Consider the following 24,284-nt stretch of genomic DNA (forward strand, 5'->3'; position numbering starts at 1 on the left):
TGCTTCGGGATTTTTATTTTACTCCAATTATAATTACTAATTTTCTACTAGTAATCTTGTTGTATTTACCGTCTCATCTACTATTGTTTGTACAAAATATAAACCAGATTTTAATAAACCAACATTGTTAATATTGATGACATTAGTACCTTTTTTTAGGTTATTTGTTTGGGTTAACACTCTTTTGCCAAGTGCATCATAGATTCTAATGGTAGCAACTACATCTTTTTTTGCTGCTATTTGTAACTGTGCAAAATTCCTTGCAGGGTTTGGCGAAAGCTTGATTGTAGTAGCTGTTGCATTAGTGCCAATTTCAAAAGCGATAGTATTGCTAAAGGTGAACTTGCCATCTTTATCAAGCATTCTTAATCTATAATAATTTTTGCTACTATTTGGATTTAAATCTGTGAAATCATAGTCTACTTTATTAGTAGTGTTTCCGCTTGCAATAACAGAACCAATGTCACTAAAGTCAATGCCATTTGTGGAACGTTGAATAATGAAATTAGCGGTATTTATTTCATTTGTAGTTGTCCATTGCAAATGAATCGCTTCATTTTGTTTGTTGCCATTAAAGGTTAATAGGGTTACTGGTAATACAGTATTACTACCTACTTTACGTATCCTATTATTGTTTAAATCTGCAATGTACAAATTGCCCAAAGAATCCAAAGCAATTCCAGTAGGGGTATTGATAGATGCTGAGGTTGCTAATCCACCATCGCCACTAAATGCAGCAGTACCATTACCTACAACTGTACTTATGATGCCATTGCTAGATATTTTACGAATTCTATGGTTAGCATAGTCTGCAATAAATATGTTTAAAAGTGTATCAACGACTAGACGTGTTGGGCCATGTAGAGTAGCAGAAGTAGCTAAACTACCATCACCGCTAAAGCTACCGTTACCAGCACCCGTAATACCACTACCTGCAATAGTTGTGATTATACCACTTGTATTAACTTTACGTACTCTGTGATTTAAAAAATCTGCGATATACAAGTTGCCACTTTTGTCAACTTGCACATCATAAGGGTTATAAAAAGTTGCTGTTGTAGCTAAATTTCCATCGCCACTAAAGCCGATAGTGCCTGTACCCGCAACTGTAGTAATAATACCCGTAGATGCCGTAACTTTTCTAATTCTATTGTTGTTATAGTCTGCAATGTAAATATTGCCATTTAAATCTACGGAAACACCTGTAGGCCCGTTTAAAGAGGCAGATGTAGCTAGTCCTCCATCACCACTAAAAGTTGCAGTTCCATTACCAGCTACTGTAGTAATAATACCTGCAGTAGTAATTTTTCTAATGCGATTATTGCCCCAGTCAGCTATATAAATATTGCCTGCATTGTCAATTGTTAATCCATATGGATTAGAAATGCTTGCTGAAGTTGCTAAGCCGCCATCACCAGCAAATGCTCCTATACCATTACCTGCAATCGTGGTAATAATGCCAGATGAACTAATTTTTCTCACACGTTGGTTATTTCTATCAGCCACATAAATGTTGCCACTGCCATCTGTAGCCACTGCATAAGGTAAATTTAAACTTGCAGATGTAGCTAAACTACCATCACCACCCGAACCGCCGCCTGCAAATGTTGTAATGATTTGGGATGCTGTAGTTGTAGTATTTGTTGTAAGTTTTACTATCCAAAAATCGTAACTACCATGATTACCATTTACATCGCCATTGTTAGATTGACTTCCACCAGTTACCACAAAACCACCATCGTTAGTTTGGTATAAGTCAGAGGCATAATCAATTCCAGTTCCTCCTAAGTTTTTTTGCCATATTAAAGTGCCTGTTGCACTCAAATTTACAACCCAATAATCTTGACTACCCTTGCTGCTAGTTATATTGCCATTCGTCGAATATGATTCGCCAGCTACTAAATAAGTACCATCAGATGCTTGGATAATTGCATTAGCTTGGTCATTTGCAGTACCACCCAACGCTTTTTGCCATAAAATGGCACCAGTGCCATCAAGTTTTACTACCCAATAATCTTGACCTCCATTATTACCACTAATATCGCCATTATTAGAGCGTGTATCACCAGCTAATATGTAGCCACCATCAGTTGTTGGCTTTACGCTATAACCATTATCATCGCTAGAACCTCCTAAACTTTTTTGCCAAAAAATATTACCATCTTTATCCAACTTTAGAGTCCAAACATCATTGTTACCATGATTGCCACTAACATTGCCATTATTTGAATTAGAAAAACCTACTACTAAATAGCTACTATCAGCATTTTGAATAACATTAGATGCTACGTCAGTGCCAGAACCCCCGAAACTCTTTTGCCATTTAATATTGCCAATACTATCTAATTTAACTATCCAATAATCAATACCACCATTATTGCCACTAACATTTCCATTGTTAGATTCTGAATTACCTACAACTACATAACCGGTATCTAAGGTTTGCCTAATACTAGTAGCATAGTCGTTACCAGTACCACCGAAACTTTTCTGCCATTTTATATTACCAACTGAATCTAATTTCACTACCCAATAGTCATAGCCACCATGATTACCACTTACGTTACCATCGTTTGAGTTTGAAAAACCAGATAAAATATAACCTTTATCGAAAGTTTGTTGTAGTCTGTTTAATCCGTCGTCACCACTACCTCCTAAACTTTTTTGCCATTGTATTACTCGGTTAGCATCTAATTTAGTAATACAAAAATCTTTACCACCATGGTTGCCAGATACATCACCATTATTAGAAGTTGAGTAACCACCAACTATATAACCACCATCAGTAGTTTGTTGAATTCTGTTTAAGCCATCTTCTCCGGAGCCACCGAAAGATTTTTGCCATTCAATTGGGGGGGCTGTTTGGGCTGAAATGTTTAATGAAAAGAGAATACTAATGAAGAGGATAAACAGCTTCTTCGAGATGATAAATAGGTCGCTTTTTTTCATGTGCTTTATTTTAGAAAAACGAATATATCATTATATTTGATATGGTCTATATTAATTAGAAAAAAGAGCTTTAAAAATAACTTAAAAAAAATGAGTACATAGTATATTTAGTTGTATTTATATAACTATTGAAAAACTTCGAGACAACCTTATTGCAAAATAGGAACAAAAAGTATCTGTGTAAATTATTACCTTCGCCCACCTAACAAATAACTATGGCAGAAACACTTGGTATGTTATGTGATAAATTAACAATCGTTAAATTGAAGCAATACCATACGGATGATGAACAACGTTTAAATAGCTTAAATAGACAAGCTATACAATTGCAAAAGGAAATTGATGCTTATGTAGCCGATGCTATTGTTGGAAATATTCCTTTAGATAGACTAACATTTGCTGCCAATAAAATTTTTAAAAAGGAAGGTAACGAAGTAGCTGAAGTGATTGGTGCTATAGGTGCCATGTTTTCTCAGTTGGCAGATGTAAATTGTAGACTATGGCATGAAGTAGAAAAAGGGTATGATATAGAAAATATACCCGTACCTGAAAAGGACAATTTGGTTAAAATGTTGGCGGTTTTAAACCTTGAACGTAATAAATGTATTGATGCCATTGACCTTAAGTTTAAAGAAATAATTGTAAACAAATAATATCTAACGTATGCATATCCGTAAAAGAACTTCTTGCCGTGTTTGCGGTTCTACATCATTAACACCAGTAATAAGCCTTGGTCCTCAATACTTACAAGGTTCTTTTGTAAAGCCTGGCAAAGAAATGCCTTCTCAAAGAAAAATTAATTGTTCTTTAGTAAGATGTAATCCACAAATTGATGAAAACGCCTGTGGTTTATTGCAAATGGAACACAGTGTGCCACCAGAAATATTATACGCTGCTTATTGGTACCGTAGTGGTACTAATGCAACCATGCGTAATCATCTAAAAGATATAGTAGATTCTACGTTGGCTTTAATAAAAAAAGACAACTGTACTGTTTTAGATATTGGCTGTAATGATGGTACGCTTTTAGACTATTATCCAACAACATTTAAAAAGTTTGGTTGCGACCCCAGCGATGTTGCTCAAGAAGTGAAAAATGCGTTTGTTGTACAAGATATATTTCCTTCGGCAGAACTTTCAACTGCTATTGGCGATACAAAATTGGATATTATTACATCCATTGCCATGTTCTACGATTTAGAAAGCCCGGTAGATTTCGTTAAAAATATCAAACGCTTTTTATCCTCAGATGGTATTTGGGTGTTTGAAATGAGCTATATGCCTCATATGCTTGAACTTGATAGTTATGATACTATTTGCCATGAACATTTAGAATTTTACAGTTTAGCAGTTTTGGAAAAAATTGTTGGAATGGCAGGAATGAAAATATTTAAAATTTCATTCAACGATATTAATGGCGGTAGTATTCGTTGTTACGCCACTCACAAAGAAAGTAGTCTATATTATAATAAAGGGAATTATCAATTGATGAATGACATTCGTCAAAAAGAATTTGATTTAGAACTTGATACCGATAAGCCATATGTAGCATTTCAATACCGTATTGAGAAAGTTAAAAATGAATTACACGATTTGTTGGTGAAATTAAAGAATGAAGGTAAAAAAGTGCACGTTTATGGTGCTTCAACTAAGGGCAACACCATTTTACAATGGTGCGATATCAATAGCATGTTAGTTGAGTATGCCGCAGAACGTAACCCTGATAAATATGGTGCTTACACATTAGGTACCAATATCCCAATCATTAGCGAAGCAGAAAGCCGTGCTATGAACCCAGATTATTATTTGGTATTGCCTTGGCATTTTAAAGCAGAATTTGTTGAACGTGAAAAAGAAGCCTTAGATAAGGGTACAGGCTTTATTTTCCCAATACCTGTAATTGATATTTACAAAAAGTAGTGATATAATTTTTTAATGAAGGGACTTTTTATAAATAATGAAAAAGCACAAGACAGCATTTACGAATCTGGCTTGATGGTATTTAATGCATTGAAACTTTCGCATAAGTATCAGTTAGATTATATAGAAATCAATGCCGTTAATAATAAGGTTCCTACTGGTTATCATTTCTACTTTTTCAATTATCATCCTTCAACAATGCAATGGTTGGATACTAGCTGTATTAAGCAGTTGAATGGTCTTAAAATAACAATGGTTCTAGAAATTTTACCTGGCGATCCGTTTGTACTTTGCCCAGACAATCACTTTGATGCTTATGTGGTTTTAGATCCCACTATTAAGCATAAAAATAAAAAAGTTTTTGCTTTTCCTAGACCCTTAGAAAAAGTAAATTTTGTTCCCCAGTACCAACCAAATGATATTCCAGTGATTGGTACGTTTGGTTTTGCCACAAAAGGAAAGGGCTTTCAACATGTTGTAGAAGCAGTAAATAAAGAGTTTGACAAGGCAATTATTAAACTTAATATTCCTTTTGGTAATTATGTTCCTGATTCTCAAAATTATGCTAATTTTTTAGGTAAATTATGCACTGAAAAAGCAAAACCAGGTATTGAAGTAATTGTTACTCACGATTACATGGATAAAGATGAACTGATAAAGTGGTGTGCCAGTAATACACTCAATTGTTTTCTGTATGATAGAAACATGCCGGGTCTTGCAGCAACTACAGATCAAGCGATAATTGCTAATAGACCGCTAAGTATTTCTAACAACGATACGTTTAGACACGTTATAAAATATTTGCCACCATATCCAACTTGGAGTTTAAAACAGTCTATTGAACAATCACTTGATAAAGTGCATCAAATGGCAAAAGATTGGACACCTGAGAATTTTGCATTGCAGTTTGAAAATGTGTTGGCAAAATGCCAGCCAAAACTTTTGCAAAGTAATAACGAAGGCTATTTTACTTTAATTCACAAGAAAAATAATTTTAGTCAATTTATAACTCACAGATATAGAAAGTATAAGCGTTTATTATCCATACAAAAAATTATAGGCCTGCTTTCAGCAAGACAAAAATCAATGCAAAATGCAAAACTTATTTAGAAAATTAGTTGAGAAGTTCTTGCTATTAAAATCAACTGTTATTTATTCTCAGGCAGGTGAAGATTTAATATTGGCTAGATTCTTTTTCAATCAAAATATTTCAAAACCAACTTATCTTGATATTGGTGCTAACGACCCTCGCTACATTAGTAATACCTACTATTTTTATACCCGTGGCAGTAAAGGTATCTGTGTTGAGCCTAATCCATATTTATACAAGCAACTTAAAAAATTACGAAGCAGAGATATTTGTGTTAATGCTGGTATTGGTGTAGAGAATATAACTACGGCAGATTTCTACTTGTTCCCAAATCATGCTAATGGGTTAAGCACATTTTCTAAAGAATCTGCTGATTATTGGGCAAATATTGGTATGGATAAAATGGGTAAAATAAGATACGAGAAAGTGATTTCGATGCCTTTGATAAATATCAATACCCTCATAGAAAATAATCTAGGTAAAGCGCCAGATTTGTTGTCAATTGATGTTGAAGGTTTGGATTTGGCTATTTTAGAATCATTAGATTTTGATAAGTATAAGCCCAAAGCTATTTGTGTTGAAACCCTTGCATACAATGAACTACAACAAGAGTACAAAACAACAGATGTAGCTGATTTTCTTAAGACAAAAGGTTATTCTGTTTATGCAGATACACGGATTAATACCATTTTTATAGCAGATTAAAATATCAATTATCGTTTAATGAAAGCAATCATTTTTGGTGCAAATGGGCAGGATGGGTTTTATCTATCTCAACACTTAAAAGATAAAAATATTGAGGTAATTGAAGTATCACGAGGTGGCGATACGTTACGTGTTGATTTGACTGATTATGAAGCTATTAAACAATTTATTCAGCAAACACAGCCAACTTATATTTTTCATTTAGCCGCAAATTCTACCACAAGGCATGATGCGCTGTTTGAAAATCATGCGACAATTGCAACGGGGGCTTTAAATATTTTAGAAGCAGTAAAAACACAGTCGCCACAAACGAAAGTATTTATTTCAGGTAGTGGTTTGCAGTTTGTAAATAACAACCAACCAATAAAAGAAACAGATGAATTTGAAGCAAGAGATGCGTATTCAATTGCCCGTATTCAATCTGCTTATGCGGCAAGATATTACCGTAGTTTGGGCATTAAAACCTATGTTGGTTATTTCTTTAACCATGACAGTCCACGACGAACAAAACGCCATGTGGCACAGATGATTGCAGCCGATGTATTGGCAATTGCAAATGGTGAAAATCGAATAATTGAAATTGGTGACCCTACAGTAAAAAAAGAATGGACTTATGCAGGTGATGTGGTAAAAGCCATTGTTACTTTAGTGGAACAAGAAACCGTTTTTGAAGCGACTATGGGTAGCGGTATTGGCTATTCTATTCAAGATTATATAGAAGCTTGTTTTAATTTTATCGGTAAAGATTGGCAGCCCTATGTAGCTATAAAATCTGGTTTTAAATCCGAATACCGTCAATTGATTTCTAATCCAGCTACAATTCATTATTTAGGATGGCAACCAACGGTTAATTTTGAAAAATTGGTAACCATGATGTTGACCCAACCGCAAAATGTCTAATCAAAATATTCTTTTAGTACACTTATATTCTAATGGTGATAGCTTGTATGCAACGGCTATTGCTAGGCAAATAAAGCATGATTACCCAAACTGTAAATTGACTTGGGCTATCGCTAGTTTTTGTAAAGATATTATTGCGAATAATCCTTTTGTAGATGAAATTTTAGAAGTAAATGAGGTAGCCAAATTAGACATTGTCGCTTATCGAAAATTCAAAAAAAGAATCTTTTTAGAAAAACAAAATGGTCAATGGAATGAAGTGTATTTTACCAACTTAATTGATGATAATCAGGCCAATTATGATGGCTGCACAAGGGCTTCAACTTTTAGAGGGTATTCTAAAAATATCACTGTTCCTATTCAACCAATATTGATTTTGCACCCCAATGAAATACAAAAAGCAAAAGACTTTGCGAATTTTCATCAACTAGAAAAATACAAACATATTATTTTATTTGAGTTTGCCCCACAAAGTGGTCAATCAGAAATGACAATGGATTTTGCTTTAAAAATAGCAGCTCAGCTAACGATAAATAAAGAGGTTGCTGTAATTTTATCTTCAGCTAATAAAATTAGCCATCCATCATCACAAATCATTGATGGAAGCGGTTTAAGTTTACGAGAAACAGCGGCCCTAACGCATCACTGTACTTTCTTATTAGGAGCTTCTAGCGGCATTACATGGATAAGTACTTCAACCGCTGGTAAACAGTTGCCAATGGTGCAATTATTAAACGCAAGTGCCATTTGGAGTAACCCAATATCTAGAGATTTCGAGCGATTTAATATTTCTACTGATGGTTTAATTGAGTTAGTTAACTTTAACATTATTACTATCCATAATTGTGTAACAGAAGCATTAGTAAACTTTACCGAAGCCAAAGGCAAATACCACCAACAATTTCCATTTAGTTTTAAAACAACACGTTTTATTATCTATAATTTATTAACTTATTTTCAGTTTACATCAATTGCAAAACACATTCAAATCAATCGACAAGTACATGGAGATAAACTCGCCTTTTACAAAGAAGTTTTTATGGGTTTTTTGATTTTGCCTTTTAGATTGGTAAGTAATACTTTTAGAAAAAGGGTGCTGAAAAGAAAGTAGTACTATTACCCTCTCGACTTCGCCAGCCACAAAGCCCCATATTGCTTAGTAAGATAAATCCCTGCAAAAATATACCAACGGAAATCTGGGTAAAATTTCTTCATAAACATAGCATGGTTTTTAATGCCTGTTTTTCGAATTTGTATCCATTTATCTTTATGTACACTGCCTTTGTGAATATGCATTACTTGTGCTTGTGGTAAGTAATGAATATCGTAGCCTAGTTGTTTAAAATCCCAACACCAGAGCGTGTCTTCGCAATACATGAAAAATAAATCTGACAGTTTCTTTTCTGGTAATTGCTGAATTATGGATTTGGGAAATAGCATAAACGCCCCCCAAACCCAATCAGCATTAGCAAAGGTTTTATGGTCAAAATAATGGTGTAACATTAGCTGACCTTGCTTTTCTTTTGATAATAATTTAAATACAGGAAATACTTCCAGTAATTCCCAAGTTATGGTTCTAAATCGTCTACAAGTAGGCTGTATTCTGCCGTCAGGATAAAGCAATTGGCAAGTGACCATTCCTACTTTTGGGTTGGCTAAAATATAATCGTAACAAATTTTTGGTGCATTATTTATCAGTTCTGTATCGCTATTTAAAAGTAATAGATAATCACCTTTGGCATGTTCAATACCCATATTGTTACCGCCTGTAAAACCAGTATTGACGGGGCTTGCAACCAATGTAATGTTGGGGAATTTTTCTAAAAACAATTGAGGATTACATTCTACTGATGCATTATCTACCAACACTATTTCAAAGTCTATACCAATCAATTTTTCATACAAACTTTGCATGCAATTGCAAGTCAGTTGAAACGTATTGTAGTTAATAATGATGATAGATAGTTGCATAAATGGCTAATTCAATCACTGATATCAGTGGTTACACCTTATAAAAATGTGGTTTATTGACAATTATTTTTCCTGTTAGCTTTAGTAACACCAAGATATTGTTGCAATAATTTAACAAAGAAGACCACGACAATCTTGTTTGCTTACCAACTATTTTTTCAAGCAATAAGCCCACGGCAAATATTGGTATTTCTGCAACAAAAATAGCTAGCATTAATAAAAACCACAGTACGCCATATTGTTTTCTGATGCGCAGCATCATAGATATCAATATTTGTTTGCCCTTTTTATTCCACAAATTTTTACTGTTGTCGCTTTCTTCGGTATTGTAAAAACTGCCACTTGTAGCACCACCAAGGTGAATTACTTTGGGTGCTTCGTACAAAAAGAGTTTGCCTTGTTGCCTTAACCTACTGCACCATTCAATCTCTTCTGCGTACATAAAAAAATCTTCGTCAAGTAATGTTTGTCTTGCAATACTTGTTCTCGTTAAAATAAATGCACCAACTATCCAATCTACTTCTACTTTGTCGCTTACGCTTGTAATGCTTGGTACGGTTGATTTCAAGCGATAACCCCAATACCTTACAAAATTGCCCAAATAGGGTAGAGGTAGTAAAAAATTAAGACCACCTTTTATAAAATGTGCGCCTGAAATTTGATGGCTACCATCGGTATTTAGCAATTGTACACCACACGCAATTGCTTCTTTCTCTGCTTTAAATAATGCCACAGCTTTGTCTAAAGCACCATCAAGTATAATGGTATCGGTATTGAGTATTAATACAAATTCGCCTGTAGCTATTTTTATACCTGCATTATTAGCCCTTGCAAAACCTGCATTGTATGGCATATCAATCCATTTTACAGCAGGAAATTTATTGGTTACTATTTGCTTACTATCATCTTGCGAAAAATTATCTGCAACAATAATTTCTACTGATAGCATTTTTGTTTGCGTATAGATACTATCAATACAGTCAAGCAGCAGTTGTGCTGTTTTATAATTAACGAAAATGATTGATAAATCCATAGCTATTTTTTCTCACTACATAGGCACAGTAGGCAAATAGATAATTGATTGACTTGCTAAAAACTATGTGCCTTTGTGTCTACCTGGTAAAATGTTTAAACCTTTGCAGCATCGTAAGCAATAAAAAAGTAGTTATAACTTTTGGCATATTGTCCTACAAATTCTTCTCTGCTAAATGGTTGCATATTTTTTAAGAAATATTCTAAAGTTGATAATACCAAACCGCAATCAGTTAAGTAATCAAATATTTGCTGTGGTGTGGTTTCGTAATAGTCTGCACCGCCTAAGCCAAACTCAAATAAAATGTATGGCTTACTATTCTTAATGGTGCGTTCAGCACCTTTTAATACTGATAACTCGGCACCTTCTACATCTATCTTAATCAGGTCTATTTTGGTAAATTCTGGCACTAAATTATCAATGGTATTCAATGGTACTTTTAAATGTTCTACATGACCATCTTGTTCAAACGCATCCCTTTGTTTAAAGCCGCTGATAGCCGGTCTGTCTACATAGTAAGCAAATTCGGCCACACCCATTTTGTCTGATAAAGCAATATTTAACACTTGTGCTTTTTTACCAAATTTTGCCTTTAAATTATTGTACAGATCTGGTATCGGCTCAAATGCCATTACCTTACCTTGAGGTGCATATTTCAATATTTTTTCTAAAATAAAACCTTTATGCGCACCTACATCTATACAGTTTGATGTGGGCTTAAGTACACGTTTAAATACCTCAAAAGTTTGAAAGTCGTATTTGTCAAAAGCCCCCACAAATAGTTTCTCCGAACCTCTGTACAAGGCATAAGCTATTTGCTTCGCAAAATCAACTACAAAGGTGGGCACTATTTTTCTCGCTGTGTTTACTTGCATGTATTTTTAGTCGAATTTAATTCTGGGCTAATTAGGTATTATTTTTTTGTGGCTAATGTTGTCCAATCTTCAATTGTAATGCTCGTAAGTCTATTTAGATGTGCAACATTATTGGTTACCATAACCATATCGTTAGCTATAGCTGTTGCACCAATTAGAATATCAAAGTCGTCTATTAATAGGCCTTCTTTTCTCAGTCTTGCCTTTTCTTTAGCATAAATATCTAATGAATTATAAATAGGAATAATTGCAAACTTGGGAATAAATGCCTCAACAATTAGTCTCATTGCTTCAATTGTTTTACTATTCTCAATACCATATTTTAATTCAGCAACGGTCATTTCAGAAATAAAACAATTTTCTACGCCTATTTTTGCAATTTTCTTATTCAACTCGTATTGCCCTTTTATAAAGAAAATGCAGATATTGGTATCAAGTAAATACTTTTTCAAAGCGATTCAGTATTTCTGTTAAACACTCTTGATGCTCTTAATTCAGCAATAATTTCTTCGGCAGTTTCTTCTGATTTATAAGCGCCAAAGAGAGATTGTAAACTTGTTTTAGGCTGCGTCTTTGCTTCCTCTTTTAAAGACTGCGATAATTTAGAAATCAAATCAAGTTTACTATCGGCATTCAAATTCTTTAGAAACCCAAAATAATAATCTGCAAGGCTAATATGTTGCGATGATGTAATCATATTGATTTTTTTTCGCTAAAATAATCTTATTTCTGTAAAGCTACTAATACAATCATCTTTATACTGCTAGTTTCTTATAATTTCTCCACAGTAAAAACGCACCACCTAGCAATACAATATAACCTACAATGCCTAAAATCAAACCTAACAAATTACCAAGTGCAACAGTTTTTGGTTTAAAATTAAACTCAATGGTATGCTTGCCCGCAGGAATATTAATACCACGCAGCAAATAATTGGTTCTTACTATTGGTGTTTCTTTACCATCAACAGTAGCTACCCAACCATACGGGTAATAAATTTCACTAAATACTGCAAACTGATTGGTAGTTGCATTACTCTCATACTTTAAGTAATCGTTCAAGTTTTGTTTGAATGTAATGCTAGCAGTGCTATCGTATTGTGGCTGAGCAGTTATTTTGCTTGCTTCTCTTTTGTCAATAATTGCCACTGATTTGTTCACACTATCAAGCGCTGTCATTTCAGCATCAGCATTGGCTACTTCTTTTATGCTTTTTACCAGCCAAGCATTACCATAAGCACCAGGATTTTGTTGTGCCATTGGCGCAGCATTATTACCTTGACCTTGCGTGATAAAGTATTTTGTATTAAGCATGTTAAATGCTTCCATATTACCTTTACTTAATTGGTTTTCTATCAAATCTTGATACAAAGCCAATTTCGCAGGGTGATAACCACCTACTGAGTTATGGTTGTAAGCACAACGGCTGCTATTCCAAGGGTCAGTTGTTTGGTCAAATACTCTGTAATAACTTGTGTCTTTCTTTATTTGTAAATCTGCAGCATTTGGTAAAAATGGTTGCACAAACTCATCTTTATCTACATAATTATCGCTTTTTAAATAACGCAAATCAACGGTAATTAAATCTACAAACGTAGCTGCTGTAAGTACTATTAATGCTAGTTCTGGTTTTATTTTTTTGTTGATGGTGTACCAAATAACTACACCTGCTAAGGCCATAAAGAAAATAACTCTTAGAAGGTCAGAACCATACAAACCTTTTCTGTCAGCAGTTAAGCCACTCATGATGGCATTACTAATAGTTGCTGCTTGTTCTTTGCTACCACCTTGTGATAAGGCATTAGCAATACCTTCTTTCAATTGCGCATCATTAGGGCTTTTAAAGCTACCGCCTACATATACAAAAGCTATAACTGCTACTAACGCAACAACTGCAATACCGCTCCATTTTAGCTTGTCTTTCATAGCAGCTAAATCGTACTTGCTATAAAATAATATTTGCAAAGCCAAAGCACCCAATAATGGGAAGGTTAATTGAGGCATCACCAAACTCATGGTTGGTGCTCTAAACTTGTTGTACAGTGGCAAATGATCGAATAAGAAATAGTTAACCGCAGGAAAATGATTACCCCAAGCTAATACAATACCAACAATGCTTGCAGCAATTATCCAACCCTTATCAGCCCATTTTACTACAAATAAACCAATGATAAATAGCATACAAATAATAGTCCCTAAATACACCGTACCAGAAGTGCCAGAAGTTTGTGGCCCCCAATAAGCACTCATGTATTGGTAGAAATAGTTAACAGCATCTTGTGGCAAGTTATTGTCTTGCATGGCTTTTACCACATGGCTGTTTTCGCCACCAAGCTCAGATGAACCTGAACTACCGCCTTTAAATGCTGGTAATACTAAGGTTAGCGTTTCATCTATACCATAGCTCCACGTAAAGGCATAATCTTTATCTAAACCATTTTTTGTGGTATTACTCTTGCCTTTTTTAGGTGTTAATTCGCTTCTACCACCACGCATACTTTCTTTGGTGTATTCGTTGGTTGGTAAAATCATTACGGCGAAAGAACCTAATGCTACTGCGCCTGCAATTACAGCTAAGCCTAGTGTGCTAAATAAATGTTTAAAATCTTTCTCTTTAATACAGGTAACCAAGAAGCCTGCACCTAAGCAAAGCGCTATTAGCAATGTGTAGTAAGTAATTTGTAAGTGGTTTTGATACACTTGTAAGGTGGCAAATAACACTGTAGCTATTAGCCCCAAAACATACTTACGTTGTGTAAGTAGTATTAAGCCTGCAATTACCGCAGGTGCATAGCCCATAGCGGCAAACTTAGTTACGTGACCTACGGTTACAATTACTGCACTGTAAGACGCATAAGCATATGCTAGTGACGCTAAAGTACCTATCCAAGGTTTAATGTTTAGCGATACACATAAAATATAGAAACCAACACAAGCCAAAAAGAAGAAATTGGCAGGATCTGGTAAGCCCAATGTGAAGATGTAATGGAAATAGAGTAGAGTGATTTTAGTAGTTTGTTCAAATAAAATTTGGTAACCTGGCATACCACTAAACATACTGTTGGTCCAGTTTGGTACGTAGCCATACTTTTCTTTAAATTCAATACTTTGCTGTGCCATACCTTTTGCGCCTAGCAAATCGTGCATGTTTACCATCATACCTTTAAGGGCTGGCAAACAATAAAAAACTGATACTACTAAGAAAACGCCAATTGCAAGTAAGTGTGGCAGCAATGGTTTCCAATTAAGTTTCTTCATGGTTCTATGTTAAGAGTTCGGCAAAATAATACTATTTTTCAAACCTAATTCAACTTATGCAAGTTCACTCATTTCTATCTCGTGTTGCGCTGCTTTGTAATGTGCTATTTCTGTACTGTTGGTACTTGCAAGATGCCACTACACACTTCATTACTAATAAAGATGTAAATGCCACTATTTTAATACTTGGCTATATTGTTTCGCCCTGTTTAAATGTGGTACTCAACCTTTGGTGGCTAATACTGTTTATTATCATAAGGCAAACAACTGAACCCAAATGGTTACTACGCCTTAACTTGGTGATATTTTTATTTCAAATATTAACAGTGATGATGAAAGCTTAATGATAGTCGACGGTCGATTGACCACAGACGATAGTAGATGGTAGCGGTTCTACTATGGACTATCGTCTATGGTCTAAGAAACATTCCATCAACAATAATCAGCGGTTAACAATGATAACAACCATTCTAAAAGACAAGCCTACCAAACTCTTTATTACCATTGCGGCATTTTTTGTGGCCAATGCGTTAATAGCTGAAAGTATTGGTACTAAAATATTTTCGCTAGAAAAATTGTTTGGCATAAGCCCTGCCAACTTTACCATGTTTGGGCAAAGTGGTTTGGGTTTTAACCTTACTTGTGGTGTGCTACTTTGGCCGCTTGAGTTTATTGTAACTGATATTGTGAATGAGTTTTATGGCCCCAAAGCGGTTCGTAGAATATCTTTTACCGCTGTAGGCTTAATTTCTTACGCTTTTATCATGTACTACATGGCTATTGGTGTACCGCCAGCTGATTTTTGGCTAGGTAGCGGTACGCAAAATGGTATTGCCAATATGCAAGTAGCGTTCAATGGCATTTTTGGGCAAGGCATGCGCATTATTGTAGGTAGTTTGGCTGCGTTTTTAGTGAGCCAAATTGTAGATGTGTATGTGTTTCACAAAATAAAAAAAGTAACAGGTGATAAGCACCTTTGGCTTCGTGCTACAGGGTCTACATTGGTAAGCCAATTAGTTGATAGTTACATTGTGCTGTTTATTGCATTTTGGGGCGTATTTACTTGGCAGCAAATTTTAGCCTTTGGTATGATGAACTATATCTACAAATTTACCATGGCCATTATACTTAGCCCTGTGGTTATTTATGCTGAAAAAGGTATTGCCAAATACGTAGGCCATGATGTAGCACAACAAATGAAACGTGAAGCCGCTGGCGAAGCAACCACAGGTTTTGAAAATATTCCTACGGCAGGATAATTTTTAGTGAAAGGTGAATTGTGAAAAGTGAAATGTGAACCGAAGGGCAATTAAGAAACAGAGTACTTAATATTCTAAACCGTCTTTGCTTTTTTTGCCCGGTTTTTTTACTAATAACCGTTAAGTAAATCACACCTATCACTTCTTCAACATCCCTACCACAATTTTATCTAGCGGTAGGTCAACATCCGCTTCTGTTAAGGTTTCTAAAGGTATCCAACGGCGCACTTCTGCTTGGCCATTTGGGTCGCTTGTAGCTTCTGGGGCAAAATCAAATCGGGTGGTTTTTACTTCAATATTGGTAGGTACATTGCTATGCACATAGTAGTAAATGGAAATAATTTGGTGTCTACTATTAAAAGCCGACATCTGAAAAATATCAGTGGTATAAATATGGTCGCCTACGGTTACATCAAGCCCTGTTTCTTCCATAAACTCACGTTTAAGGCAATCTCTTGTGCCTTCACCAAACTCTAAACCACCACCAGGAAATTTGGTAAAATAATTACCGCGAATAAATTCATCGCTTACCAAAATGCGGTTTAGCCTATCTATTAAAATGCCGTACACTCTTACTGTAAATACCAAAGGCTGTGGAAATGAATGTGTTGCGTCCATACAAATAATTATGGGCGTAAAACTAGCGTATCTATTGTGAGCCGTAAATGAATTCTTAGAAAAAATATTTGTGCCACAAAGCAACCGAAACTCATGGCATCTCGTTCTTATCACGAAAATAGCTACAAACACATATCAACTTTTAGAAAATAAATATCAACCCAACCAGCCCTCCCTTATTTATACACATTATGCCGCAACCTATATAATTGTGCTAAGAAACGTTCGATAGCGTGGTGTATTTTTAAAAACTAATGAAGACAAAATTTATAATAAACCATAAACAAAATAAAAACATGAAAAGAAGGAGCATTATAGTACTAGCCATTGTTGCAGCAAGCTTTTGGGCAGGCTGTACTTATAAAAAAGAAGTAAGTGATACAACTACCATACCTATTGTTAATTGCGATACTACCAATGTGCGCTATAGCGTAGAAATAGTAGGCATTTTATCGGCCAACTGCTATAGTTGCCATACTGCACCTGCAAGTTTTGGTGGTGGCAATATTTTAAGCACCTACAACAATCTTAAGCCTTATGCTACTAGTAATTTACTGTATCATGTAGTAAACCAAACACCAGGCTACGACCCAATGCCTAAGGGCGCTGCTAAACTAGTTAGTTGTGATATAGCCAAAATAAGAACTTGGATAAGAAACGGCGCACCAAACAATTAAAACCACTACCATGAAATATGTATTAGGAATGCTCATAGCGTTAGGCGCATTTGCATTTACAACCGATCAAAAAATCTATCAAACTAAGTCTGGTAAAGTGAGCTTTTTTTCATCTACTTTAATAGAAGATATAGCTGCGGTTAATAACCAAGTTGATAGTAAGTTAAGTAACAATGGACAAATGGTTTTTCAACTAGCTATACGTGGATTTAGGTTTGAAAATGCTACCATGCAAGAGCATTTTAACGAGAACTATATGGAAAGCGATAAATTTCCTAAAGCGGTATTTAAGGGTAAAATAACCAATGTACCTGAGGTGAATTTTGACAAAGATGGTACTTACAAAACCACAGTAGCAGGCGAGTTAGAAATACATGGTGTAAAGCAAAATGTAACAGCCACAGGTACCATAGATATAAAAGCGGGTAAAGTAGCAGCCAAAAGTAGCTTTAAAATAAAGCTTGCTGATTATGGCATTAAAGGCACATTAATAGGCGATAAAATAGCTAAAGAATTGACCATTACTGTAGATTGTAAATACGATTAACCAAGAAAAATTATGACAACAATACAAAAAATATTTACGCTACTACTTGCAACCGCAAGTGCACATGTAGCTGTAGCACAAGAAATAGATTTATTTAAAACTACTACCGATAGCACTAAGCACAAAGAATACGTAGAAGCAACGTTTAAAAGCACGCATTTAATTAACGGTCACTCAATAGAAAACACCAAAGCTGGCTTGCTAGACTTTAGAATTTCGCACCGTTTTGGATTGTTAAATAGCGGTAGTTATAATTTCTTTGGTTTAGACAATGCTACAGAACGCCTAGGTCTTGATTATGGCATTACTAATAATATTGGCATTGGCATTGGTAGAAGCACGTTTCAAAAGCAAATGGATGGCTTTTTGAAAGTGAAATTGTTAAAGCAAAGCACTGGCCCACATGCATCGCCTGTGTCTATTACTGGTTTAGCGGCAGTAATTATTAAAACATTAAAAGATAGCGACCCTGCTATAAAACGCACCACTAGCGATAAAACTGCATATACCTATCAATTAATTATTGCTAGAAAATTCAGTTCATCAACCTCTATACAGTTAATGCCTACTATGGTGCATTACAATTTAGTACCATTTGCAAATGACCCTAACGATTTGTATAGTTTAGGCATTGGTGCAAGGCAAAAATTATCTAAAAGATTAAGCCTTACAGCCGAGTATTATTACCAGTTCAATCAATTTAGTGGCTACTATAATTCGTTGGCTTTAGGTGTAGATATTGAAACAGGTGGCCACGTATTTCAGTTGCACTTTACCAATTCTACAGGGTTAACAGAAAGTACATTTATTAACCAAACATCTGGTAAATGGGAAAATGGTGACATCCATTTTGGCTTTAATATTTCAAGGGTATTTAAGATTAAAAAGCAAAAACTAAGTCTGTAACAATTGGCTAAAGCTGCATTACATATTGCCCTCAATAATCGTGTGAAAAAAAATAAAGTTTACACATCGAACAACCATTTTGTAACTTTACCCGATACAAACCCAAAACTACCACAGCTGATTAACGATATTGACTTAAAACACTTGCTGAAAGACTGCGCTGCTAACAAACGAGACAGCCAGAAGCAATTGTATGCTATGTTTTATAGCTATCTTATGTCAATATGTATGCGTTATGCTAAAAGTAACGATGATGCTGTAGAGATTTTGAACGATGGTTTCTTGAAAATATTTAGAGAAATAGGTAAGTTCAATTCTATACACAATAGCTTAACAGCAGATTTTAAAGGTTGGATTAAGCGTATTGTTATTTACACAGCTATCGATCATTATCGTAAATACGATAAACACAATCATCACGCAGAAATTACCGATGCACAACTGGATACTATTGATGCTGATGAAAGTCAGTTAGCTAAGATTTCTTACAAAGAAATTATTGATTGTGTGCAACAATTATCACCAGCTTACCGAACTGTTTTTAGTCTTTTTGTGTTAGATGGATTTAGCCATGAAGAAATAGGTGAGCAGCTTGGTATAGCTATAGGAACATCAAAATCGAATTTATCCAAAGCGAGGCAACATTTGCAAAAAATGTTGCTAGCCAAGAATAATTATACAATGTATGAACGCAGAGCAGTTTGATAAACATTTACTTAACCTAAGCCAGCAAGCTGATGACAGCGCTGCTATGCCCTTTAATGAAGAGGTATGGCAGCGCATGGAGCAATTGCTAGATGGTGATAAAAAGAAGCGCAGGTTTGTACTTTGGTGGTGGTTATTGCTATTGCTGCTAGTGGGCGGTGGTACTGCTATGTATATGCAACATAATAATGCTAATAATACAACAGTAGCAAGCAATAAATTAAAAGGTAAAATTGAAGAAGTAGAAACTAATAATAAAACAACAAAAACTGAAAATAAAGTAGCAGAGCAAGTTGGTATAAATGATGCCAATACTTCAAACACGCCAATTTCTAAAGCTAATGATAATAGTGAAGTGGCGGTAGATGAAACTGTGCCAACGGTTACAAGAAATACAGCTAATAACAGAAGCTTTAAAACTTCAACTGGTAAAATACTTGTTGCCACAGCAAATGCAACGAACCAACGTAAAAGTAGAAGCGACAATCATCAACCATCTATTCTTGATAATGCCACTAAACAAAATGCACAGTTAAACACAAACCAATCTAGTAGCACTAACAGTACTCAGGTTGTTGATAACACGACAAGCAACAGTATTGATAATGCAACTGTAAATGCAGATGTAAAATCTGTTGAAAAAGCAAATGCAACTGATAAAATAGAAGCCAAAAAGAATGTTGATACTGCTACTAAACTTGCAGTAATTACTAAACAAGATAGCCCAAAGAAAAAGTCGTCTTTCCTTTCAAAATTTGAAGTGAGTGCTTTTGCAGCAGCAGATATTTCAGCAGTTGACTTATCATTTAAAGACCCTAAAAGCATCACTTTTGGTATTGGCTTAAGCTATCAAATTACCAAGAAGTTAAGTATTGCCACAGGCTTTGGTGTAAGTAAAAAATTATACACAGCAGATAGTATTGATTATAAAAATCAACCTTGGGTAATGGCTTCTTACAAGCTTAAAACAGTTGATGCTAACTGCTTAGTGTACGAGTTGCCAATTAATCTTCAATATCAATTTGCACAAAGTAAAAAAGCTAGTTGGCTCGCTGTAGGTGGTGTGTCAACATACTTTATGAAAAGCGAATCCTACGATTATAATTATCTCTATTACAATATGCCTCGCAAAACCAATTACCTGATAGAAGATAAAAACAATCATTTGTTTTCAATCTTAAATTTAGCAGTTGGTTATCGTAGACAATTAAGTAAACAACTATCTTATCAGTTAACGCCATTTGTAAAAATACCATTAACAGGTATTGGTGAAGGACAAGTGAAATTATACAGTGCAGGTCTTCAATTGTCACTTAATCTTAAGGGCAAATAGTTCAATCTTATTCTTTTCGATACTTTTATTGGGTACCAAACATATCTATGTGCCTTCTGTGCCTATGTGTTGAGCCCAACTATTTTACTAATTTATAGCACCATCTTTTTAATTTACCTTCAAAATCAAAAGGTGTAGTTGCTTTGGTAATATCTCTTATGTCACTAGCATTTATAGCCGCTGTGTCAATAATAAATTTGGTGTAGTTAGTGCTAAAATAAACCTTACCACCAGTTACTGTTGCCGCTAACACATCGTTTAATAGTTCTACATGGTCACGTTGAATGTCTAGAATGTCTTTCATGCGCTTACTATTACTAAACGTTGGCGGATCCATTACTACCAAGTCAAAACTATTTGGTGCCAATGTTTTTAAATATTGCTTCACGTCAGCATGAACAAACTGGAAATTCTCTTGGTCTTTCAGCAAATTAATAGCAAAATTATCCTCAGCCCACGTCAGGTAAGTCTTCGATAAGTCAACCGTAGTAACACTTTTAGCCTTGCCAGCCGCTGCATACACACTAAACGAACCTGTATAAGCAAATAGGTTCAGCACACGCTTGTCGGCACATTCTTTCTGCACCATTTGCCTAGTAATTCTATGGTCTAAAAACAAACCTGTATCCAAGTAATCGGTCAAGTTTACCAAAAACTTATGCCCATTTTCAAGCACCGTAAAAAACTCTTTTTTATCATCAACTTTCTCGTATTGCTCTTGCCTATTGGCTTTTCGTCTGCGTTGTTTTATGTAAATATTTTTGTCTTTTACCTGTAGCAAATTCGCAATTACCGCCACACAATCTTCTAGCCATTGCTCGTGTTCTTCATCCGTCATACCATGCCTACGCAAGTACTCAGCTAGGTACACTTTATCCTCATAAAGCTCTATGCAAAAAGGAAATTCGGGCAAGTCATGGTCGTACACCCTGTAGCACGTAATACCTTGCCTTACGGCCTGTTTATGCCCATGCTTGTACACTTTCTGCAAGCGATTGGTAAACATGATTAGCTTCTCATTCATAATCTTTATTCAATAAAAAACAGCCATCAAAATTTGATGGCTGTAAATGTATTTTTTGTTGGTCAACTGTGGTAATTCTATTTAGCCTCTGTTGCGTCGCACACTGCATCGTTCTGTAATCGCTTCGGCTTTGCCCACCTTATATACTACACGTATTGATACCAAGTTCTATTAACATCCCATTGCTCTAACTCTTTTGCAACAGCAGTTAAAAAACTAGCCCCTACGCTACCATCAATTACTCTGTGGTCGTAGCTAAGTGATAGGTACATCATGTGTCTAATGCCAATGGTATCACCATCTTCACTTTCAATAACTACAGGTTTCTTTTTAATGGCACCGATAGCCAAAATAGCTACTTGCGGCTGATTGATAATAGGTGTACCCATTAAGCTACCAAACGTACCAATATTGGTTACGGTAAATGTGCCACCACTTGTATCATCTGGTTTCAACTGGCTATTTCTAGCAGCATTTGCCAAATTATTTACAGCCATACTTAAACCTACAATATTTAATTTCTCAGCACTTTTAATAACTGGTACTATTAAGTTGCCACTTGGTAAAGCGGTAGCCATACCTATATTAAAGTCTTTCTTAACTACAATTCTGTCGCCCTCAATAGAAGAGTTAATCAATGGAAACTGTTGCATTACTTTTACAATGCTCTCAATAAACATTGGTGTAAAAGTAATTTTAGTACCTTCTCTTCTTTCAAACTCATCTTTAACGCGGCTGCGCCAAAGCACCATGTTTGTTACATCGGCTTCAACAAAGCTTGTTACATGTGGGCTAGTTTGCACACTGTTTACCATGTGTTTGGCTATCAGTTTGCGCATTCTATCCATTTCTATAATTTCTGTATCACCTGTAGGCAATGCAGACGTTGGATTAGCGAATTTACCCGTATGTCCTTCAGCAAGAGTAGTTAAAGGAATATCTTGGCTGTAAACTGGTGTGGGTACAAATACTGACTGTTGCACAGGCTGTAAGCAAGTTTGGTTAATAGATGTTGCAACTACTGATTTTTGTTCAACTGCTGTTTCTTCAACTATCGGTTCAGGAATAGCTGGCTCAGGTACTGTTACAACTGGCTCAGGCACAGTTACAACTGGTTCAGGCACAGTTACAACTGGTTCAGGCACAGTTACAACTGGTTCAGGTACAATTACAACTGGCTCAGGCACAGTTACCACTGACTCAGGCACAGTTACAACTGGTTCAGGTACAATTACAACTGGCTCAGGCACAGTTACCACTGACTCAGGAACAGTTACTACTGGTTCAGGAACAGTAACTACCGGTTCAGAAACGGTAACTACCGGTTCAGAAACGGTAACTACTGGTTCAGGAACGATAACTACCGGTTCAGGAACAGTAACTACAGGTTCAGAAACAATAACTGCAGGTTCAGGTACAGTTACAACTGGCTCAGGAACGGTAGCTACTGGTACTTCTACAATTGGTTGTTGAGGCATCAATACTGGTTCTACTGAAGGTGCTGTAAATGCAGCTTGAACAGGAACAGCTACGGGTTCAGGAATAACCGTTGGCGCTACAGCAACTACAGGTTCAGGAACTACCGCAGGTTGTGGTGCAACTACAGCTGGTGCAGGTGGTGCTGAATATACTGCCTGCGGTGCAGCAACTGGTGCTACATAGGCAGGTATTAATCCGGCTTTCTTATTAGCAACATATTGTAACACATCTCTTTTAGATACACGACCATCAGCGCCTGTACCTTCAATGCGCTCAAGTTCTGCAAGGCTAATGCCTTCACTATTTGCAATATTTAAAACTAACGGCGAGAAAAAGCGATTATTACCTGTTGGTTTTAATGGGCCGCTATTTTCAGGCACATATTCTAGAATATCTTTTTTAGTAACTCTACCATCTTCACCTGTACCTATTATTTTTTCCAGTTCGCTTAAGCTAATGCCTTCACTATTTGCTATACTCAGTACAGATGGCGAGAAGAAACTATTGTTATTTCTTGCACTAGCTGTTGTAATATTTTGCGGTACGTAAGGCAATTCGCCCAAGAAAGGCGGCTCAATTTCTTCAGGTTGTGGTGTTACAGGTGCTTGGTAAATTTGCTCAGGTGCTGGAACAACAATAGGTGCAGCTGCAACTGGTGCTTGTGGTGCAACAGGTGTAGAAGGTACCACAACAGAAGTTTCAATTTTAGCAATTACGCTACCTACTGCTACAACATCATTTACCTCGAACAATATCTCTTTTACAGTGCCATCCACAGTAGAAGGTACTTCGCTATCAACCTTGTCAGTTGCAATATCAAGCAATGTTTCATCTTGTTGAATACGGTCGCCAACATTTTTATGCCATTTCAAAATGGTCGCTTCCATAATACTTTCACCCATTTTGGGCATTATCAAATCAACTATAGCCATACGTAACAGAGAATTTAATGGGTTAAAAATTTTACCCCTAATTAAACAACTTTATAAAAATTATTTTTCGTTGGATGCAATAAGATAGACAAGCGCTACGTTAA

23 protein-coding genes are annotated in these 24,284 nt (G+C 35.7%); 13 read left to right on the plus strand and 10 right to left on the minus strand.

The features are described 5' to 3' along the window. Positions 1-36: 36 nt before the first annotated feature. Positions 37-2,949 carry an NHL domain-containing protein gene (locus ACT9TX_RS04035; protein WP_481336924.1) on the minus strand — a complete coding sequence of 971 codons (2,913 nt, stop codon included), beginning with the start codon at positions 2,947-2,949 and terminating at the stop codon, positions 37-39. 215 nt (positions 2,950-3,164) lie between these two features. On the opposite strand from ACT9TX_RS04035, the gene ACT9TX_RS04040 reads away from it, so the two are divergent. The 6 genes from ACT9TX_RS04040 (at position 3,165) to ACT9TX_RS04065 (ending at position 8,675) form a co-directional block, all read left to right on the plus strand. Continuing rightward, the gene (locus ACT9TX_RS04040; protein WP_481336925.1) at positions 3,165-3,602 is read left to right on the plus strand and encodes a hypothetical protein; all 438 of its coding nucleotides are present in this window, start codon (positions 3,165-3,167) and stop codon (positions 3,600-3,602) included. A gap of 10 nt (positions 3,603-3,612) precedes the next feature. After that, the gene (locus ACT9TX_RS04045; protein ID WP_481336926.1) at positions 3,613-4,869 is read left to right on the plus strand and encodes a class I SAM-dependent methyltransferase; all 1,257 of its coding nucleotides are present in this window, start codon (positions 3,613-3,615) and stop codon (positions 4,867-4,869) included. Positions 4,870-4,944: 75 nt separating this feature from the next. Beyond that, positions 4,945-5,979: a hypothetical protein gene (locus ACT9TX_RS04050; RefSeq protein ID WP_481336927.1), complete on the plus strand. Its 1,035-nt coding sequence runs from the start codon at positions 4,945-4,947 to the stop codon at positions 5,977-5,979. Then, a complete protein-coding gene (locus tag ACT9TX_RS04055) occupies positions 5,963-6,664 on the plus strand; it encodes an FkbM family methyltransferase (RefSeq protein WP_481336928.1) in 702 nt (233 codons plus the stop codon). Before ACT9TX_RS04050 ends, ACT9TX_RS04055 begins: the two co-directional genes overlap by 17 nt. Positions 6,665-6,682: 18 nt before the next feature. Then, complete coding sequence (locus tag ACT9TX_RS04060; RefSeq protein ID WP_481336929.1) at positions 6,683-7,564, plus strand: GDP-mannose 4,6-dehydratase; 882 nt, start codon at positions 6,683-6,685, stop codon at positions 7,562-7,564. Next, the gene (locus ACT9TX_RS04065) at positions 7,557-8,675 is read left to right on the plus strand and encodes a glycosyltransferase family protein (protein WP_481336930.1); all 1,119 of its coding nucleotides are present in this window, start codon (positions 7,557-7,559) and stop codon (positions 8,673-8,675) included. The genes ACT9TX_RS04060 and ACT9TX_RS04065 overlap by 8 nt, the downstream gene beginning before the upstream one ends. A 5-nt stretch (positions 8,676-8,680) precedes the next feature. Here the strand turns inward: ACT9TX_RS04065 and ACT9TX_RS04070 are convergent, their stop codons facing one another. From ACT9TX_RS04070 to ACT9TX_RS04095, 6 genes are all read right to left on the minus strand, one after another. Then, positions 8,681-9,535, minus strand: a complete 855-nt coding sequence (locus ACT9TX_RS04070) for a glycosyltransferase family 2 protein (protein ID WP_481336931.1) — start codon at positions 9,533-9,535, stop codon at positions 8,681-8,683. Between the two features lie 31 nt (positions 9,536-9,566). Beyond that, positions 9,567-10,568 (minus strand): glycosyltransferase family 2 protein, encoded by a 1,002-nt coding sequence (locus tag ACT9TX_RS04075; protein WP_481336932.1) that lies wholly within the window; start codon positions 10,566-10,568, stop codon positions 9,567-9,569. 95 nt (positions 10,569-10,663) lie between these two features. Then, the gene (locus ACT9TX_RS04080; RefSeq protein WP_481336933.1) at positions 10,664-11,443 is read right to left on the minus strand and encodes an FkbM family methyltransferase; all 780 of its coding nucleotides are present in this window, start codon (positions 11,441-11,443) and stop codon (positions 10,664-10,666) included. Positions 11,444-11,481: 38 nt separating this feature from the next. Then, positions 11,482-11,895, minus strand: a complete 414-nt coding sequence (locus ACT9TX_RS04085; RefSeq protein ID WP_481336934.1) for a PIN domain-containing protein — start codon at positions 11,893-11,895, stop codon at positions 11,482-11,484. After that, positions 11,892-12,140, minus strand: coding sequence for a hypothetical protein (locus ACT9TX_RS04090; protein ID WP_481336935.1), 249 nt, complete (start codon positions 12,138-12,140; stop codon positions 11,892-11,894). The genes ACT9TX_RS04085 and ACT9TX_RS04090 overlap by 4 nt, the downstream gene beginning before the upstream one ends. 58 nt (positions 12,141-12,198) lie before the next feature. Continuing rightward, positions 12,199-14,700 (minus strand): YfhO family protein, encoded by a 2,502-nt coding sequence (locus ACT9TX_RS04095; protein ID WP_481336936.1) that lies wholly within the window; start codon positions 14,698-14,700, stop codon positions 12,199-12,201. Between the two features lie 56 nt (positions 14,701-14,756). Here ACT9TX_RS04095 and ACT9TX_RS04100 point away from each other — a divergent pair, with 56 nt between their 5' ends. Together ACT9TX_RS04100 and ACT9TX_RS04105 are read left to right on the plus strand one after the other, a co-directional pair. Then, the gene (locus tag ACT9TX_RS04100; RefSeq protein ID WP_481336937.1) at positions 14,757-15,044 is read left to right on the plus strand and encodes a hypothetical protein; all 288 of its coding nucleotides are present in this window, start codon (positions 14,757-14,759) and stop codon (positions 15,042-15,044) included. 111 nt (positions 15,045-15,155) lie between these two features. After that, the gene (locus ACT9TX_RS04105) at positions 15,156-15,959 is read left to right on the plus strand and encodes a queuosine precursor transporter (RefSeq protein ID WP_481336938.1); all 804 of its coding nucleotides are present in this window, start codon (positions 15,156-15,158) and stop codon (positions 15,957-15,959) included. A gap of 138 nt (positions 15,960-16,097) precedes the next feature. On the opposite strand, the gene ACT9TX_RS04110 is transcribed toward ACT9TX_RS04105, so the two are convergent. Beyond that, positions 16,098-16,577: an NUDIX hydrolase gene (locus ACT9TX_RS04110; protein ID WP_481336939.1), complete on the minus strand. Its 480-nt coding sequence runs from the start codon at positions 16,575-16,577 to the stop codon at positions 16,098-16,100. A gap of 296 nt (positions 16,578-16,873) precedes the next feature. Between ACT9TX_RS04110 and ACT9TX_RS04115 the strand changes: the two genes are divergently transcribed. Genes ACT9TX_RS04115 through ACT9TX_RS04135 form a run of 5 tightly spaced genes read left to right on the plus strand, consistent with a single transcriptional unit; the run spans position 16,874 to position 20,745 of the window. Then, on the plus strand, positions 16,874-17,254 hold the full coding sequence (locus tag ACT9TX_RS04115) for a hypothetical protein (protein ID WP_481336940.1): 381 nt from the start codon (positions 16,874-16,876) through the stop codon (positions 17,252-17,254). A gap of 10 nt (positions 17,255-17,264) precedes the next feature. After that, positions 17,265-17,801: a YceI family protein gene (locus tag ACT9TX_RS04120; protein ID WP_481336941.1), complete on the plus strand. Its 537-nt coding sequence runs from the start codon at positions 17,265-17,267 to the stop codon at positions 17,799-17,801. A gap of 12 nt (positions 17,802-17,813) precedes the next feature. Beyond that, the gene (locus ACT9TX_RS04125) at positions 17,814-18,707 is read left to right on the plus strand and encodes a DUF5777 family beta-barrel protein (protein WP_481336942.1); all 894 of its coding nucleotides are present in this window, start codon (positions 17,814-17,816) and stop codon (positions 18,705-18,707) included. A gap of 42 nt (positions 18,708-18,749) precedes the next feature. Next, positions 18,750-19,412, plus strand: a complete 663-nt coding sequence (locus ACT9TX_RS04130; RefSeq protein WP_481336943.1) for an RNA polymerase sigma factor — start codon at positions 18,750-18,752, stop codon at positions 19,410-19,412. Beyond that, the gene (locus ACT9TX_RS04135) at positions 19,393-20,745 is read left to right on the plus strand and encodes a hypothetical protein (RefSeq protein ID WP_481336945.1); all 1,353 of its coding nucleotides are present in this window, start codon (positions 19,393-19,395) and stop codon (positions 20,743-20,745) included. Before ACT9TX_RS04130 ends, ACT9TX_RS04135 begins: the two co-directional genes overlap by 20 nt. Before the next feature lie 79 nt (positions 20,746-20,824). On the opposite strand, the gene ACT9TX_RS04140 is transcribed toward ACT9TX_RS04135, so the two are convergent. Both ACT9TX_RS04140 and ACT9TX_RS04145 read right to left on the minus strand, forming a co-directional pair. Then, positions 20,825-21,769: a class I SAM-dependent methyltransferase gene (locus ACT9TX_RS04140; RefSeq protein WP_481336946.1), complete on the minus strand. Its 945-nt coding sequence runs from the start codon at positions 21,767-21,769 to the stop codon at positions 20,825-20,827. A 146-nt stretch (positions 21,770-21,915) separates the two neighbouring features. Next, positions 21,916-24,180, minus strand: a complete 2,265-nt coding sequence (locus tag ACT9TX_RS04145) for a 2-oxo acid dehydrogenase subunit E2 (RefSeq protein WP_481336948.1) — start codon at positions 24,178-24,180, stop codon at positions 21,916-21,918. Positions 24,181-24,284: the final 104 nt, after the last annotated feature.

The sequence above is a fragment of the Parasediminibacterium sp. HNIBRBA5674 genome (assembly GCF_056745525.1).